At 74.9% G+C, this 14060-nt stretch carries 13 protein-coding genes; 3 read left to right on the top strand and 10 right to left on the bottom strand.

Annotation, left to right across the window (positions count from 1 at the left end; genetic code table 11):
- Positions 1–14 precede the first annotated feature (14 nt).
- The 6 genes from AB0D48_RS09730 to AB0D48_RS09705 form a co-directional block, all read right to left on the bottom strand.
- Positions 15–1271, bottom strand: coding sequence for an HEXXH motif-containing putative peptide modification protein (locus AB0D48_RS09730; RefSeq protein ID WP_362392827.1), 1257 nt, complete (start codon positions 1269–1271; stop codon positions 15–17).
- Positions 1268–2602 (bottom strand): FxsB family cyclophane-forming radical SAM/SPASM peptide maturase, encoded by a 1335-nt coding sequence (locus tag AB0D48_RS09725; RefSeq protein WP_362392824.1) that lies wholly within the window; start codon positions 2600–2602, stop codon positions 1268–1270. Before AB0D48_RS09725 ends, AB0D48_RS09730 begins: the two co-directional genes overlap by 4 nt.
- Before the next feature lie 165 nt (positions 2603–2767).
- Complete coding sequence (gene fxsA, locus AB0D48_RS09720) at positions 2768–2962, bottom strand: FxSxx-COOH cyclophane-containing RiPP peptide (RefSeq protein ID WP_362392821.1); 195 nt, start codon at positions 2960–2962, stop codon at positions 2768–2770.
- 101 nt (positions 2963–3063) lie between these two features.
- The gene (locus tag AB0D48_RS09715; RefSeq protein WP_362392817.1) at positions 3064–6318 is read right to left on the bottom strand and encodes an SAV_2336 N-terminal domain-related protein; all 3255 of its coding nucleotides are present in this window, start codon (positions 6316–6318) and stop codon (positions 3064–3066) included.
- Between the two features lie 153 nt (positions 6319–6471).
- On the bottom strand, positions 6472–7485 hold the full coding sequence (locus AB0D48_RS09710; RefSeq protein WP_362392814.1) for a MoxR family ATPase: 1014 nt from the start codon (positions 7483–7485) through the stop codon (positions 6472–6474).
- Between the two features lie 22 nt (positions 7486–7507).
- Positions 7508–9577 carry a trypsin-like peptidase domain-containing protein gene (locus AB0D48_RS09705; RefSeq protein WP_362392811.1) on the bottom strand — a complete coding sequence of 690 codons (2070 nt, stop codon included), beginning with the start codon at positions 9575–9577 and terminating at the stop codon, positions 7508–7510.
- A 129-nt stretch (positions 9578–9706) separates the two neighbouring features.
- Here AB0D48_RS09705 and AB0D48_RS09700 point away from each other — a divergent pair, with 129 nt between their 5' ends.
- Positions 9707–9895 (top strand): DUF6104 family protein, encoded by a 189-nt coding sequence (locus AB0D48_RS09700; protein WP_328927598.1) that lies wholly within the window; start codon positions 9707–9709, stop codon positions 9893–9895.
- Positions 9896–9974: 79 nt separating this feature from the next.
- Here the strand turns inward: AB0D48_RS09700 and sodN are convergent, their stop codons facing one another.
- A complete protein-coding gene (gene sodN / locus AB0D48_RS09695) occupies positions 9975–10370 on the bottom strand; it encodes a superoxide dismutase, Ni (RefSeq protein WP_362392807.1) in 396 nt (131 codons plus the stop codon).
- Between the two features lie 172 nt (positions 10371–10542).
- Between sodN and sodX the strand changes: the two genes are divergently transcribed.
- Positions 10543–10965: a nickel-type superoxide dismutase maturation protease gene (gene sodX / locus AB0D48_RS09690; RefSeq protein ID WP_362392804.1), complete on the top strand. Its 423-nt coding sequence runs from the start codon at positions 10543–10545 to the stop codon at positions 10963–10965.
- Here the strand turns inward: sodX and AB0D48_RS09685 are convergent.
- Positions 10869–11498: a CGNR zinc finger domain-containing protein gene (locus AB0D48_RS09685; protein ID WP_362392801.1), complete on the bottom strand. Its 630-nt coding sequence runs from the start codon at positions 11496–11498 to the stop codon at positions 10869–10871. The two genes, sodX and AB0D48_RS09685, sit on opposite strands and share 97 nt — an antisense overlap.
- Positions 11499–11565: 67 nt before the next feature.
- Here AB0D48_RS09685 and AB0D48_RS09680 point away from each other — a divergent pair, with 67 nt between their 5' ends.
- Positions 11566–12354 carry a class I SAM-dependent methyltransferase gene (locus AB0D48_RS09680; protein WP_362392799.1) on the top strand — a complete coding sequence of 263 codons (789 nt, stop codon included), beginning with the start codon at positions 11566–11568 and terminating at the stop codon, positions 12352–12354.
- A gap of 71 nt (positions 12355–12425) precedes the next feature.
- Here the strand turns inward: AB0D48_RS09680 and AB0D48_RS09675 are convergent, their stop codons facing one another.
- Entirely contained in the window at positions 12426–13190 is a 765-nt protein-coding gene (locus AB0D48_RS09675; protein ID WP_362392796.1) for an amino acid ABC transporter ATP-binding protein, read from the bottom strand.
- On the bottom strand, positions 13190–14059 hold the full coding sequence (locus tag AB0D48_RS09670; RefSeq protein ID WP_362393074.1) for an amino acid ABC transporter permease: 870 nt from the start codon (positions 14057–14059) through the stop codon (positions 13190–13192). Before AB0D48_RS09670 ends, AB0D48_RS09675 begins: the two co-directional genes overlap by 1 nt.
- Position 14060 lies beyond the last annotated feature (1 nt).

The following is a 14060-nucleotide window of genomic DNA, read 5'->3' as shown; positions in this document are numbered from 1 at the left end:
CAGCGGACGGTCCGTCAGCCTTGTGCGAACGGCGCCAATTCGGGGTGTTCCGCGCACCAGGCGCGGCGTTCGCGGTCGACGGCCCGGCGGGCGGTGGCGTGCTGGTCCCCGGGCGGCGGGAGTTCGTCCATGGCACGCTCGGCGGCCCTCATGGTGTCGATGAACTCCTTTCCGGCGGACGTCAGTCGGTCGTTCGCCCGCAGGACGGGCAGGACGGCGGCGACCTGGGCGCGGATCCGGGCGTGCTGGGCCCAGGCGCCGCGGGCCCCGTAGAGGGCGGCGCGCTGCCAGTAGCCGGCCAGGGCCAGGTGGGCGTAGGCGCCGTGCAGGAGTCCCTCCAGCGGGCGGGGGTCGGCGCGCCAGGGGGCCCAGTACCGGGGGGTGCGGTCGGCGGTGTGCAGGGTCAGGACGTCCGCGAGGGCGGTGAGCTTGCCGTGCTGGACCTCGTGCACGAGGGTGGCGGCCAGCGCGGGCGGGGCCTGGGCGCGGGCCAGTACGGAGCCGGCGGCCGCGGGCAGGGTGGCGCCGCTGGAGCGGGAGCCGCCGGCCAGCGGTACGACGGAGCGCAGCAGTTGGACGGTCTCCTCGGCGCGGGCGGTGTCGTACCGCTGGAGCAGGGTGAGTGCGCCGGACCACTGGGTGTCCCAGCGCCGGTGCCCCTTGGGGGTGAGCCGGCGGGCGGCGCGTACGGGGGCCTGCTGCGCGGGGCCGGGTGCCCGGTAGGGGTCGAGGTCGTCGAGGGCGGTCCGGCCGCCGGGGAGGGTGTGCAGGGGGAGGGCGGCCGGGTCCTCGGGATCCCAGGAGCGTTCGGTGAGGGCGAGCGGGCCCGGGCGGTCCGGGCGCAGGAGTCCGAGGGTGGGCAGGAGGAGGCGGCCGTGCTGGGGGCGCAGGGTGTGGGTGAAGGCGATCCCCGCGCGCAGGGCGGCGGCGACGGCGAGGGCCCCGAGGTGGCCGAGGTCGGGCGCGGGCCCGTACGGGGCGTGCAGTCGGCGCAGGGTCTCCTCGGCCCACACTCCGGTGGCCGGGTAGTGCAGGACGTCGCGCACGGCGCCGGGGTCCTGGCGCTCGGCCTCCTCCAGCAGGGCCCAGTGGCCGGCGGTCTCTCCGGACCGGCCGCCGGGGGCCGCGTCGAGGACGCCGCGCAGCAGGACCAGGCGCTTGGAGCGGCGCACGTCGCGTACCAGGCGGGTGCCGTCCGGGGAGGGCTCGGTGGAGGCGAGGGCGCGCAGGGTGCGGGAGGTGACGGTGAAGGAGGCGAGGGCAGCGGTCATGAGGCGACCGCCGGGGGGCGGACGGCGGTGGCGGACCGGGCGGTGACCGTGGTGGCAGCCGTGGTGGTGGCGGCCGCGGTGGTGGCCGTGGCCGTGGCCGCGGCCTGCTGGAGGGCCGCGGCGATGTGCCGGATCAGGACCTGGAGGTCCGCGCAGTACACGGACGGCTGCCGGAAGCCCTCGCCGGCGCGGTAGCGGTGCGGGTAGTGGCCGCCGCCGCACACCTCCACCAGCTCGCAGGCACGGCACCCGGCGGCGAGCGCGTCCCGTCCGAGCTGGCGGGCGGCGAAGCCGGGGTGGTCGAGGAGCTGGTCGAAGCTGTGGGTGGCGAGGGTCATCCCGGTGGCGGCGGCGCCCTCGTACGCGGACTTCAGCGAATCGGCCTGTTCGATCGAGCCGTCGGTCTCGATGACGGCGGTGGCGGCGGGCGCGAGCCCGAGGGTTTCGGTGGCGGCGGGCAGGCCGAGCAGCAGGGCGATGATCTCCTCGAAGATCCGGAGCCGGGTGCGCCGCACCCCGTCGTGCCACCAGCGTTCGAAGACCGCGAGGAGCCAGTCGGCGTACGGGGTCCGGCCGGGGTGGTGGCCGGGCGGCGGGGAGCTCCAGTTGGCGAGCGGCAGCAGCAGCCCGACGCTGGGCGGGGCGAAGGCGAGCAGGGACTCGTACGTCTCCACCGGGTCCTGGGCGAGGTCGATGACGCAGAGCACCCCGGCGTAGCTGTCCGGATGCCGGGCCAGCAGCCGCAGGCCGCGGGCGGCGGCGCCGAATCCGGGGCGCCCGGCGTGGTCCACGCGCCGGGTGTTGTGCGCGGGGAGCCCCCCGTCGAGGCTGACGCCGATGCGTATCCCGGCGGCGGCCAGCGCGGCGAGCCGGCCGCGGGTGAGGAGGGTGCCGTTGGTCTGGACGGTGGCGGTGACCCGGGTGCGCGGGGCGGCCCTTGCCACGGCGGCCCGTACGGCCTCGACGGGCGCGGCCAGCCGGCCGGGCGCGGTGAGCAGCGGTTCGCCGCCGTGCAGCACGAGGTCGACGCGCGGCAGGCCGTGGGCGGCGGCGTGCTCGGCTATCCGCGCGGCGGCGCGGTCGGCGGTGGCCGGGGCCATGACGGCGGGCTGGCCGCGCCAGCCCTGGTCGGCCATCTCGTAGACGTAGCAGTAGGTGCAGGCGAGATTGCAGCGGCTGCGCGTCTTGAGCACGAACTGCCTTATCGGATGCGGCCGGTGGCCGACGGCCCGCTGGGCGGGGACGTCGAGCCGGGTGTAGGGCCAGGGTGCGTGGCGGGCGTGGGCGTCCCGAGCGGGCAGCACGGCGTCGCTCGTGTCGGTGTGCCTCATCACCTGCGCCTCCCTCCCCCGGCGGCTGCTGGGAGGTACCCCCCAGCGACTGTCCATCCCTGCCCTTCGGACGGCCCCGGCTAACGGCGGAAAGCGGTCAAGTGGTGTGCGGCTCAGGCGCGGTATCCGGTCAGACGGTCAGTGGGCCGGACGGCCGGACAGTCGTCAGACGACGCCCGAGTCGAAGGCGTTCAGGATCTCGGCCGGATTGGTCACCCGCTCGACCATGCCCTCGATCACCTGGGCGAGCACGGGATGGTCGATCCCCCGCAGCGCCGCCAGATCCAGGCCGGAGAGGTCCGGCAGCCCCCCGGGACACCGCTGGACCGCCACTGCCACGTCCTGATCCTTCGTCACCATGGGCTGGCCGTCCCCCTTTTTTGCGTCGCGCGTTCGATGGTCCACTGCCCTTTCCCCTCCCCCGGCGCCCGGAAACGGCGCTGCCGGGGGCGCAGGGCGGCTCAGAGGGCCGCCTCCAGGGCGCTGATCCGCGCGGCGAGCGCCTCGGACCGCCCCTCCGCTCCCGTCTCGGACCGCACCCCGTGCCGTCCCCCGGACTCCGCCTCGGGCCCCGCTTCGAGCCCCGCGCCGGGCCCCGCCTCCGGCCCCGCCCCGCCGCCGAGCCTCATCCACAGCTCCAGGGCGGAGCGGTACGCGTCCAGGGCCGCCCTGGGCCGGGCCAGGCGCTCCAGCACCTCCCCGCGCAGCTCCTGTACGCGGGCGGCCAGCTGGACGGCGGTACCTGCGGCCCGGCGCTCCTCGCGGTCGGCCTCCAGCGCGGCCCGCCAGGCCCGCCGGTAGGAGTCCGCCGCCCGGTCCAGGCGGTCCAGGGCGCGGGTGTGGGCGTGGATCTCCTGCTGCACGTCTCCGTGGTCCCGCCACGCGCGGGCCCGCTCCAGGGGGCTGCGGCTGTGCCGGACCGCCAGTTCCAGCAGGTACTCGGCCTCCCGCAGGTCGACCGGGTCCCCTTCGTAGGTGTGCCGCAGCCGGAGCCCGGCGGCCAGTCTCAGCAGCCGGTGCGCCGCCCCGGGGTCGGACTGCGGCACCGCGGCCCGGCTCTCGCGCAGCACGCGTACGGCGGCCCCGGTGAACCGGCGCCCGTCGGCGGCCCGGGCCCGCTCCAGCAGTACGTCGCCCCACTCGGGCAGCAGCTCGCCGAAGGCCTCCGCGTCCCGCGGGATCAGCCGCCGGGCGCGGCCGTACGCCTCGGCGGCGTCCTCCAGGGCCGCCGGGTCGGCGTCCCGCTCGTAGCGCGCCCGGTGCACCCGCGCCAGGCACACCAGGGCCGCCACCCGTTGCTCGGCGTCCCCGCCGGCCTCCGCCAGGGCCGCGTCCAGCTCCACGGTCGCCTCCTCCAGCCGCCCTGGCAGGTAGCGCAGGGCGCCGGCCAGCTCCACCCGCACCCGTGCGCCCGCTTCCGGCCCGTCCGTCCCGTCCGCGGTCAGGGCGGTCGCGGCCAGCCGGGCCGCGGCCTGTTCGGCCAGGGCCGTGCGCTCGGCCGGGTCCGGGGTGTGGGGCAGCAGGGCCAGCAGGACGCGGCCCAGGGCCCGCTCGAGTCCGGGGTGCGGCGGCGCGTCCACGGCGCCGCCGGGCGCGGGGGCGGGGGTGGGCCCGGCCAGCGGCTCCAGGGCGGCCCGCGCCTCGCGCAGCGCGCCGGGGTCCTCCCGCAGCGCGCTCAGCCGGATCAGCGTCTCGGCCCGGCGCACCGCGCAGTCCCGTCGCAGGCCGGGCTCGCCCGAGGCGCCCGCGGCCGCGAACTCCCGGTCCGCGGCGGCCAGCAGCTCCGCGTCGCCCGAGGAGGTCGTGCGGGTGGCCGCCAGCGCCCGCTCGTACAGCACCCGGCCGCGCACGAACCGGGCCGGCGCGGTCCGCAGGCCGCTCACGGCCCGCTCGGCCTCGGCGAGGAGTTCGGGGTCCCGCTGGGCCGCCCACAGCCGCAGCAGCGCGTCCGCCAGTTCGGTCTCCGCCTCCTCCGGCGGATCGCCGGGCCCGGCCGGGGCCGTCACCGCGCGGCGCAGGACCGCCACGGCCTCGTACAGGGCGCGCGCGTCCCCGTCCGCGAGCCGGTCTCGCGCGGCGCGCACCGCACCGGCCCGGCCGTGCGCCGGGGGCGGGGCGGGCTCGCGCACCGGCGGGTCCCCCTCCTCCGGCACCCCGGGCAGGTACCGCCGTACGACCTTGGCCGAGACCTGGGCGAAGGCCTGCGGGAGCCGCCCGGCGGGCGCCCGCTCGGCGTCCCCCGGCGCGGACGCGGTCTCCGTGGCCGGCGCCCCGGTCAGCTGCGAGACCGCGAGTGCGGGGAAGTTCCGTACCCCCCGCCCGAAGTGGGCCTGCACGTACTCCGAGCAGTGCTTGAGCACGAGGGCGGCCTCGTCCCGCCCCAGCGGCCCCAGCAGTACGTCCTGCACCCCGGGCGCGAACTCGTACCACTGCCCCGGCGCCTCCGGGCTGCGCCGCAGCAGCCCGCTCAGCAGCACCTCGGCCAGGTCCGAGGGCTCGGAGTCCGGCAGCATCGTGCGTTGCACCAGGCGCATGACGGGCAGTGTCAGCGGGGCCGCCGACAGGTACACGGCCAGTTGTACGGCCCGGGGCGCGGCCGAGGACCGGAACCGCGCCACCAGCTCGCGCGGCGGCCGTACCGCACGGGGCGGCGGCGGGGGCGCCGCCGGGTGGGCGGCCAGCACCCGGCCCACCTCGGCCGGTACCGGGCCGGTGCCCAGCCCGGCGACGAGCCGGGCCCACGCCCCGAGGGCGGTCGCGCCGGGCGGCAGCACGGGCACGGTCAGCCCTCCCACGGGCCGTCCGGGCAGCGGCGGCCGGTCCGACCGGAATTTCAGCTTCCCGCCGCTGCCCTCGACCCGGGTGAGCGTGCCCCGCTCGGTCGGCAGCCAGCTGCGGCCCCACAGCCGCTGCGGCAGCGGCTGCACGACCACGCACGGGGTGCACTCGGCCCACCGGTGCAGGAGCCGCTGCGCCGCGCCCTCGCGCCACAGCGGTCCGGCGCAGTCGGAGACCAGCATGGTCAGGGCCCGCCCGGTGGGGTCGCGCAACTGGTCCCCGGAGCGCAGGCCGGGGCCGGGCACGGCGCCGCGCCCGAGCGCCGCCGTACCGTCGGCGAGCCGGTGCAGGTAGTGCACCTGGACGTCCCGGAAGGCGCCCAACCGCTCGCACACGGAACGCAGTTCCTCGAACATGTCCTGCCACACCGCCATCGAGGGCGAGGCGTCCATCACCAGGCGGGCGGTGGCCTCGCGCCTGCTCTCGGGCCGGAGCACCGGGATGACCAGCCCGAGGGCCCGGGCGCTGGCCTCGGCGGTGGCCGGTTCGTCGAGGACCATCCGGGTGGGCGGGGCCGGCGGCCGGTGCCGCTGGAGGGCGCGCAGGGCCCGCTGTATCTCCAGGATGCGCGGCAGCGCGGCCGCCCTGGGGACCCGTACGGGCACCCCGCGTTCGCCGGGCGGCTCCCCCGCGAGATCCGCCTCGGCCTCGCCGCCGCGGCGGGTCCCGGGCGGATACAGCCTGACCGGATCCTCAGGTTCCGGATCCACTCGGCCGGGATCCACGGGCAGACTGACCGGATCCTCGGCCTCCGGCTCCGGTACGAGCGCCTCCGCACCCGGCGCGGGCCGCCCGGGCCCGCTGATCCTCCCGGCCAGCCACAGCGCGTCGGCGAGCTCCTCCGCCGACGGATCGAGCCCGGCGCGGCGCAGCAGCACGGCCAGTTCGCGGATGCCGGACGGTCCGGCCGGTGGGCCCGTGGCGGGCCGGCGTCCGTCAGGTGCGGGTCCGTCAGGTGCGGGTCCGTCAGGCGGGTGCCCCGGGGGCGGGGTTCCAGGGGGCGGGGGTTCGGCGCGTGGCGGCACGGCCCGTCACCTCGGTCGGTCGAGGCGCTGGATGAGCAGGTCCGCGAGGTCCTCCCGGGTGGGCGGTGCGGCGTAGTGGGTCAGGTAGACGGCGTTGAGCAGTTGGTCGGCCGCGACCAGCTCGGACTGCGACCGGCTGAGGAACTCCCGGATCAGGTCGGCCCCTAGCTGGGCGGCCTCCTCGCCGAGGTGGGCGCGGACCATGGTGGCGAGCCGCTTCTCCCCGGGCTGTCCGAGCTTGAGCTGGATGCAGCGCCGCAGCAGGGCCGCGGGGAAGTCCCGCTCCCCGTTGCTGGTCAGGATGATGAACGGGAAGGCCCGGCAGCGCACCCGGCCGCCCTGGACGGTCACCTTCGACCCGTCGTCGGTGAGCACCTGCACCTCGGGCTCGGTGTCGGCGACCCGCTCCAGTTCGGGGAGGGCGAACTCCCCTTCCTCCAGCACGTTCAGCAGGTCGTTGGGAAGGTCGATGTCGCTCTTGTCGAGCTCGTCGATGAGCAGCACCCGCGGCCGCCCGGTGGGCAGCAGGGCGGTGCCCAGCGGCCCGAGCCGGATGTACTTCCCGATGCCGGGCGCCCCGCCCGGGGCCCCGCCGCTCGCGGCGATCTGCACGTCCTGGAGCCGGGCGAGGGCGTCGTAGCGGTACAGGCCGTCCTGGAGCACGGTCCGCGACACCACCGGCCAGCGCAGCACCCGCCCCAGCTTCAACTCGTGCGCCACGGCGTGCGCGAGGGTGGACTTGCCCGTTCCGGGGAAGCCCGTGACCAGCAGCGGGCGCCGCAGGTACAGCGCGGCGTTGATGGCCTCCAGCTCCTCGGGTTCGGGCCGGTGCAGCTCGGCGGCCTGCCGGTGCGCGCCGAGCCGCCGGGCGATGTTGCCGTCGGCCGCGTCCGCCCCGGCACCGCCGGCCTCCCCCACGGGGCCGCCGTCGAAGTCCCGCCACGGCGGCGGATCGGGCAGGGCGTCGATCCCGTCGTGGGGCTCGCCGACACCTCGGTAGATGAGCCATTCGTCGTTCATGGGTGCTGTTCCCTCCTGCCGGTCACAGGTCCCCCTGGAGCGGCTCGTCCTCGGGCAGGGCACGCGCGGGGTCGTCCCAGACGAGCGCCGCCCCCGCCGCCCAGTAGGCGTCCGGGTCGGCGCCGTACGCCCGCCCCCGCAGCGCCTGCAGCCGCAACGGCAGCACCTCCGCACGGCCCGCCTCGGCCAGTTCCTCCCGCAGCCCGCGGTGGAACGGGGCGCACGAAATCCCGGGGTCCGCCGGGGGCCGGCGGCCCACCACCACCCCGTACCCGGCGTCCCGCACCGCATGCAGCGCTCCGAGCGTGGGCTCCAGCGCCGCGGCCCGGCAGTGCACCGGCACGGTGTTGTCCGGGAGTCCGGCCAGCCAGCCCGGTGCGGGGCTGCGCGGGCGCCCCCGTACGCAGTCGGCCCGTTCGTCCAGCACCGGTCCCGTCTGCGCCCGGGCCCAACGGGCGGCCGCGGCGGGCCCGCGCCGTCCGGCGGGGTAGCGGAACACCACCGGCCGCTGCACCCCCAGCGGCACTCCACCCACCAGCACCCACTCGTCCACCGGCACCCCGAACAGCTCCGGGTCCACGGCCACTTCGAGCAGGGCCGGCGCCTCGTGGGTGTCTGACGCCCGGAAGGCCTCGGCGAGCGGGGCCCGTAACACCTCGGGCAGCTCCCGCAGGGTGGCCCGTACGCCCGAGTCCACCGCCCGCACCCGCCCGGGGTGTGCCGGGCCCGCCAGCACCGAGACCTTCCAGTCGTAGACGTCCTCCCAGCCGTGCGCCCACAGCTGCAGCAGGGCCGAGGCCCCGGTCGGCAGTCCGCCGGCCGGCCGGGCGGGACCGCGCACCGCCCGCCCGGCCGAGGCCCGCCGGCGCCGCTCGCGCTCGGCCAGGCCCCGCTCGTGGCGCTCGCCGAGTTCCCGGCGCAGCGGCCGCCACAGCCGCTCGGCCGTGGCCCGTACCCAGTCCCACAGTTCCTCGTCGGCGCCGGGCGTCGGCGGCTCGCGGTAGTCGGCGACGCTCACGTCCGTCGCGTACCGGAGCATGGCTGCGGCCTCCCCCGCCCCGCCCGGCGGGTCGTGCAGCAGCCCCAGCCCGTCGCGCCAGCTCAGCGGGGCGAGCGGGTGCGGGTCCGGCTCCTCCCCGCGCGCCGCCTCCACCAGGGCCCGTACGACCTCGGAGGAGCCCGGCGGGGGCAGTTCGGCGAGCAGTCCGCACAGGGTGGTGCGCTCGCCGGGCGTGAGCCGGCCGCGCCCGCCGTACGCGTCCCCGTCCTCGGGCGGGAGTTCGTCGTGCGCGTCCGTCCAGGTCCGTCGGCTGTTGAGGTCGCTGAGGTGCTGGTCGTAGTGGTGCAGGTCGTGGGCCTGCATGACCCGGCGGTAGAGCCCGGTCTGGCCGCGCGCGGGCATCGGCAGGGTGCGCAGCTGCGCGACCGAGACGGCGAGCCCGCCGGCGCCGGTGTGACGGCGGGCCTTGACCACGCCGACGACCTCGCCGCGGGCCAGGTCCACCACGGGACCGCCTGACATGCCGGGTTCGATCTCGTCGTCGTCGCCGAGCCGGATGGCCGCGCCGTTGCCCGCGGTGCCGCGCAGCCGGGTGGTGCGGCCGGTGATCTCGGGTGTCCCGAGGTCCTCGGTGCAGCCGAAGTACGCGACTTCGTCGAAACGGGGCCGGGAGCGGTCGGTCAGCCAGACGCAGGCGTGCGAGACGGGGGCCAGGACCCGGACGAGCGCCAGGTCGGGCAGGTCCCACAAGACCCCCCGGCCCGGGCGCCGCTCCTCGAGCCGCTCGGGAAGTACGCACTCCACGCGCCCGGTGACGGTCCCGGTGGAGCCGTTGCCCCCGGAGGAGAAGGTGATGCCGACCTCGCGCCCCGTCAGACGCACCGCAGCACCCCCTTCGCCGACGACGTGCGCGCACGTCAGGACCCAGCCGGGGGCGATGAAGAACCCGCTCCCCCACGTGGGGCCGGACGAGTAGCTGCCGGGGGCTTCATACCCGTTCGGCGGGGCGTGGACGCGTACGGTCGCCGCCTGGACGAGGGGCTCCAGGAGCTCGAAGGCGCGCGCGGAGCCGGCCGTGCGCCCTTCCGTCATTCGCGCCCCCGCTCGTTGGGCGTCCACCGTAGCGCCGGAGGCGCCGTGGGCGGGAGGTCTCGCCGCAGAGCGGATTATCCTGGCGGGAAACACCCCCCTGCACATCCACATCACGGCACGGAGCCCGACTTGTACTTCACCGATCGCGGCATCGAGGAGCTGGAGAAGCGGCGCGGCGAGGAGGAGGTCACCTTCGAGTGGCTCGCCGAGCAGCTGCGCACGTTCGTCGACCTGAACCCGGACTTCGAGGTCCCGGTGGAACGCCTGGCCACCTGGCTGGCCCGGCTGGACGACGAGGACGACGACACCGAGGACTGACGGGACACGAGAACGGCCCGGCTGCGCGAAGCAGTCGGGCCGTTGTCGTCGGGGTGCACCGGGTGGGCGAGGCGCCGGATCAGGCGGCCTTGGTCTCCCAGAAGATGCGGTCGATCTCGGCGATGAGCTCGAGGGCCTTCGCGCCGGTGGCCGGGTCGTTCGAGGCCTTGGCGGCCGAGAGGGCCTTCAGGGTGTCGTTGACCAGCTGGTGCAGCTGCGGGTACTTCTCGAAGTGCGGCGGCTTGAAGTAGTCGCTCCACAGCACCGAGACGTGGTGCTTGGCGAGCTCGGCGCGCTGCTCCTTGATGGTGATGGCGCGCGCGCGGAAGTCGGCGTCGTCGTTGGCCTGGTACTTCTCCTGCACGGCCTTGACGGACTCGGCCTCGATGCGGGCCTGGGCAGGGTCGTACACGCCGCACGGAAGATCGCAGTGGGCGGAGACCTTCGCCTTGGGGGCGAAGAGGCGGGAAAGCATGGAGTGTGTCCTCCTCGTGATCGTCTTCTCAAGGGGGAGATTACTCGCTCGGAATGCTGTTTTCGCGGCCGCCCCCATGGGCTTAGGACAAAAGTCCAGCGCCGTGGGCGGACCGGTGAGCGAATGTACGGGGCCGTACGGCAGCATGCGGAGGGTGACGAGGAGGTCGGGCATGGTGGAGAGCGGGCGGCCGCGGAGGCGGTTCGGGCTGGTCGACGTGAGCGGGCCGTCGATGGTGCCCACGCTGGTCCACGGGGACCAGGTGCTGGTCCGCTACGGGGCGGCCGTCCGCCCCGGCGACGTGGTGGTGCTGCGCCATCCGTTCCAGCAGGACCTGCTGGTCATCAAGCGGGCGGTGGAGCGGCGGCCGGGCGGCTGTTGGTGGGTGCTCGGCGACAACCCGTACAACGAGACCGGCGACAGCACCGTCTACGGGCCGGTGCCCGACGAACTGGTGCTGGCGACGGCGGTCCTGCGCATCCGGCCGCTCGGCGGGGATCAGCGTTCGCTCAGGGCCCGGCTCTCCTGGGCGGCCTCGGCGCTGCGCCCGCTCTGGGCGGACGCGTCGGCCTCCAGCCGCTTGCGGGCGCGGTAGGCGGCCACGTTGGCCCGGGTGGCGCACCGGTCGGAGCAGTAGCGCCGGGAGCGGTTGGTGGAGGTGTCGAGGTAGGCGTTGCGGCAGGGCGCGGCCTGGCACAGGCCGAGGCGGTCGGGGCCGTGCTCGGTGAGGGCGAAGGCCAGCCCCATGGACGCCATGGCGGCGTAGCCCGCGGAGGCGTTCGAGGGGTGCTCGGCGAGGTGGATGTGCCAGTCGGGGCGGCCGTCGTCGCCGACGGTCTCGTGGCCGGAGACCTGGGGGCTGACCGGGAACTCCATGAGCAGCGAGTTCAGCAGGTCGACGGCGAGGACGTGGTCGCCGCTGTCGGCGGCCTCGAAGACGGCACGCAGCCGGCCGCGGACGTTGCGGAAACGGGTGACGTCGGTGTCGGTGACCCTGCGGGCCATCTGCACGCTGGCACCGAAGAGGGCGCGGACAGCGTCCACCGAGGTCAGTGAGTCCTTGTTGCGGGCCGGCTCCTCGGTGTTGACCAGGCGCACGGCGAAGTCCGAGTAATGGGCCAGTTCCACTTGTAGTCCTTACGGCTGCGGATTAGTGTCTCCCGTAACGGCTGAGACGTCTTCGAGGGTATTACGTATGGAGGGGTTCGTGATGGCGGGCAGGGCGGAAACCGGCACCGGCCGACAGGCCTGGCAGGCGTGGCAGGACAGCTGGGACCGGCAGCAGGAGTGGTACATGCCCGACCGCGAGGAACGGTTCCGGGTGATGCTCGACATGGTCGAGGCCCTGGTCGGCCCCGCCCCCCGGGTGCTGGACCTCGCGTGCGGTACGGGAAGTATCACGGACCGCGTGCTCAAGAGGTTCCCGGAGGCCACCAGTACGGGCCTCGACCTCGACCCGGCACTGCTGACCATCGCCGAGGGCTACTTCGCCGGGGACGGGCGGGTCACCTTCGTCACCGCGGACCTCAAGGACCCCGACTGGCGCGCGGCGCTGCCCCACGACACGTATGACGCGATCCTGACGGCCACGGCCCTGCACTGGCTGCCGGGCAAGGAGCTCGCCGTCCTGTACGGGCAGCTCGCGCCGCTGGTCCGGCCGGGCGGGGTGTTCATGAACGCCGACCACATGCCCGACCCGGCCACTCCGCGCATCGACGCGGCCGAGCACGCCCACCGGCACGCCGGCATGGACCGGGCCAAGGCGGCCGGGGCGGTGGACTGGCGCGAGTGGTGGGCCCTGGCGGCTGCGGACCCGGCGCTCGCCGGGCCGGTGGAGCGGCGCTTCGAGATCTACGGGGAGCACGCCGACGGCGACACCCCCACCGAGGCCTGGCACGCCGGCACCCTGCTGGACGCCGGGTTCGCGGAGGCCCGTACGGTCTGGCGCTCGCCCTCGGACGCACTGGTCCTAGGTCTCAAGTAGGGACCTGAACACTCATGCGAGAGGGGCGGTACGGGAAACCCGTACCGCCCCTCAGCCGTCCGCGGGTGCGACTACAGCACCTTGGAGAGGAACGCCTTCGTCCGGTCGTGCTGGGGGTTGCCCAGTACGTCGCGGGGGTGACCCGACTCGACGACCACGCCGCCGTCCATGAAGACGAGGTTGTCGCCGACCTCGCGCGCGAAGCCCATCTCGTGGGTGACCACGATCATGGTCATGCCCGACTCGGCCAGGTCCCGCATGACGTCCAGGACGTCACCCACCAGCTCCGGGTCGAGCGCCGAGGTGGGCTCGTCGAAGAGCATCAGCTTCGGCTCCATGGCGAGCGCGCGGGCGATCGCCACGCGCTGCTGCTGGCCGCCGGAGAGCTGGGTGGGGTAGTTCCCGCCCTTGTCGCCGAGGCCCACGCGGTCCAGGAGGCGTACGGCGCGCTCGCGCGCCACCGCCTTGGACTCGCCCTTGACCATGACCGGGGCTTCCATGACGTTCTCTATCGCCGTCATGTGCGGGAAGAGGTTGAAGCGCTGGAAGACCATGCCGATGTCCCGGCGCTGGGCCGCGACCTCGCTGTCCTTGAGCTCGTACAGCTTGTCGCCCTTCTGGCGGTAGCCGACGAGGGTCCCGTCGACGTACAGCCGTCCGGCGTTGACCTGCTCCAGGTGGTTGATGCACCGCAGGAAGGTCGACTTGCCGGAGCCGGACGGGCCGACCAGGCAGAAGACCTCACGCGGGGCGACCTCCAGGTCGATGCCCTTGAGGATGTGCGCCGCACCGTAGGACTTGTGGACGCCCTCGGCCTTCACCATGGCAGTCGTCATCAGGCCACCGCCTTGCGGTTCGAGAAGCTGGACAGTTTCGCCTTGATCTTCTGCAACGGCGTGGGCGGCAGCGAGCGGAGCGAGCCGCGGGCGTAGCGGCGCTCCAGGTAGTACTGGCCGACGCTGAACACGCTGGTCAGGGCGAGGTACCAGATCGACGCGACGAAGAACATCTCCATCACCGCGAACGACGTGGACGCGATGTCCTGGGCCGCGCGCAGCAGGTCGAAGTACTGCACCGCCACGACGAGCGACGAGGTCTTGAGCATGTTGATGAACTCGTTGCCCGACGGCGGCACGATCACCCGCATGGCCTGGGGCAGCACGACACGGCGCATGGTCTGCATCCGGGTCATGCCGAGCGCGTGCGAGGCCTCGGTCTGGCCCTCGTCGACCGACTGGATGCCGGCCCGGACGATCTCCGCCATGTACGCGCCCTCGTTGAGGCCGAGACCCAGCAGGGCGGCCAGGAAGGGCGTCATGACCTGGGTCATCTCGTCCTTGTAGAACCCGAGGTTCAGGATCGGGAAGATCAGGGCGAGGTTGAACCAGATGAGGAGCTGCACGTACACCGGGGTGCCGCGGAAGAGCCAGATGTAGAACCAGGCGATGGTGCTCGTCACCGGATTCTTCGAGAGGCGCATCACGGCGAAGAGGACACCGAGCACCAGGCCCAGGGCCATCGAGGCGACGCTGATCCAGATCGTGTTGCCGACACCACGGAGGATGGTGGGGTCGAACAGCTTCTCCGGCACGGTCGCCCAGCGCACGTTGCCCTGCGAGAAGGCGATGACGAGCGCCGCGACCAGGCCGATCACGACCACGGCGCTGATCCAGCGGCCGTAGTGGCGCACCGGAATGGCGCGGATC

This window comes from Streptomyces sp. NPDC048269, from assembly GCF_040652395.1.
In the GTDB taxonomy this organism is placed as follows: Bacteria; Actinomycetota; Actinomycetes; order Streptomycetales; family Streptomycetaceae; genus Streptomyces.
Note: the sequence above shows the minus strand (reverse complement) of the source record. Positions and strands in the feature narration are given on the sequence as shown.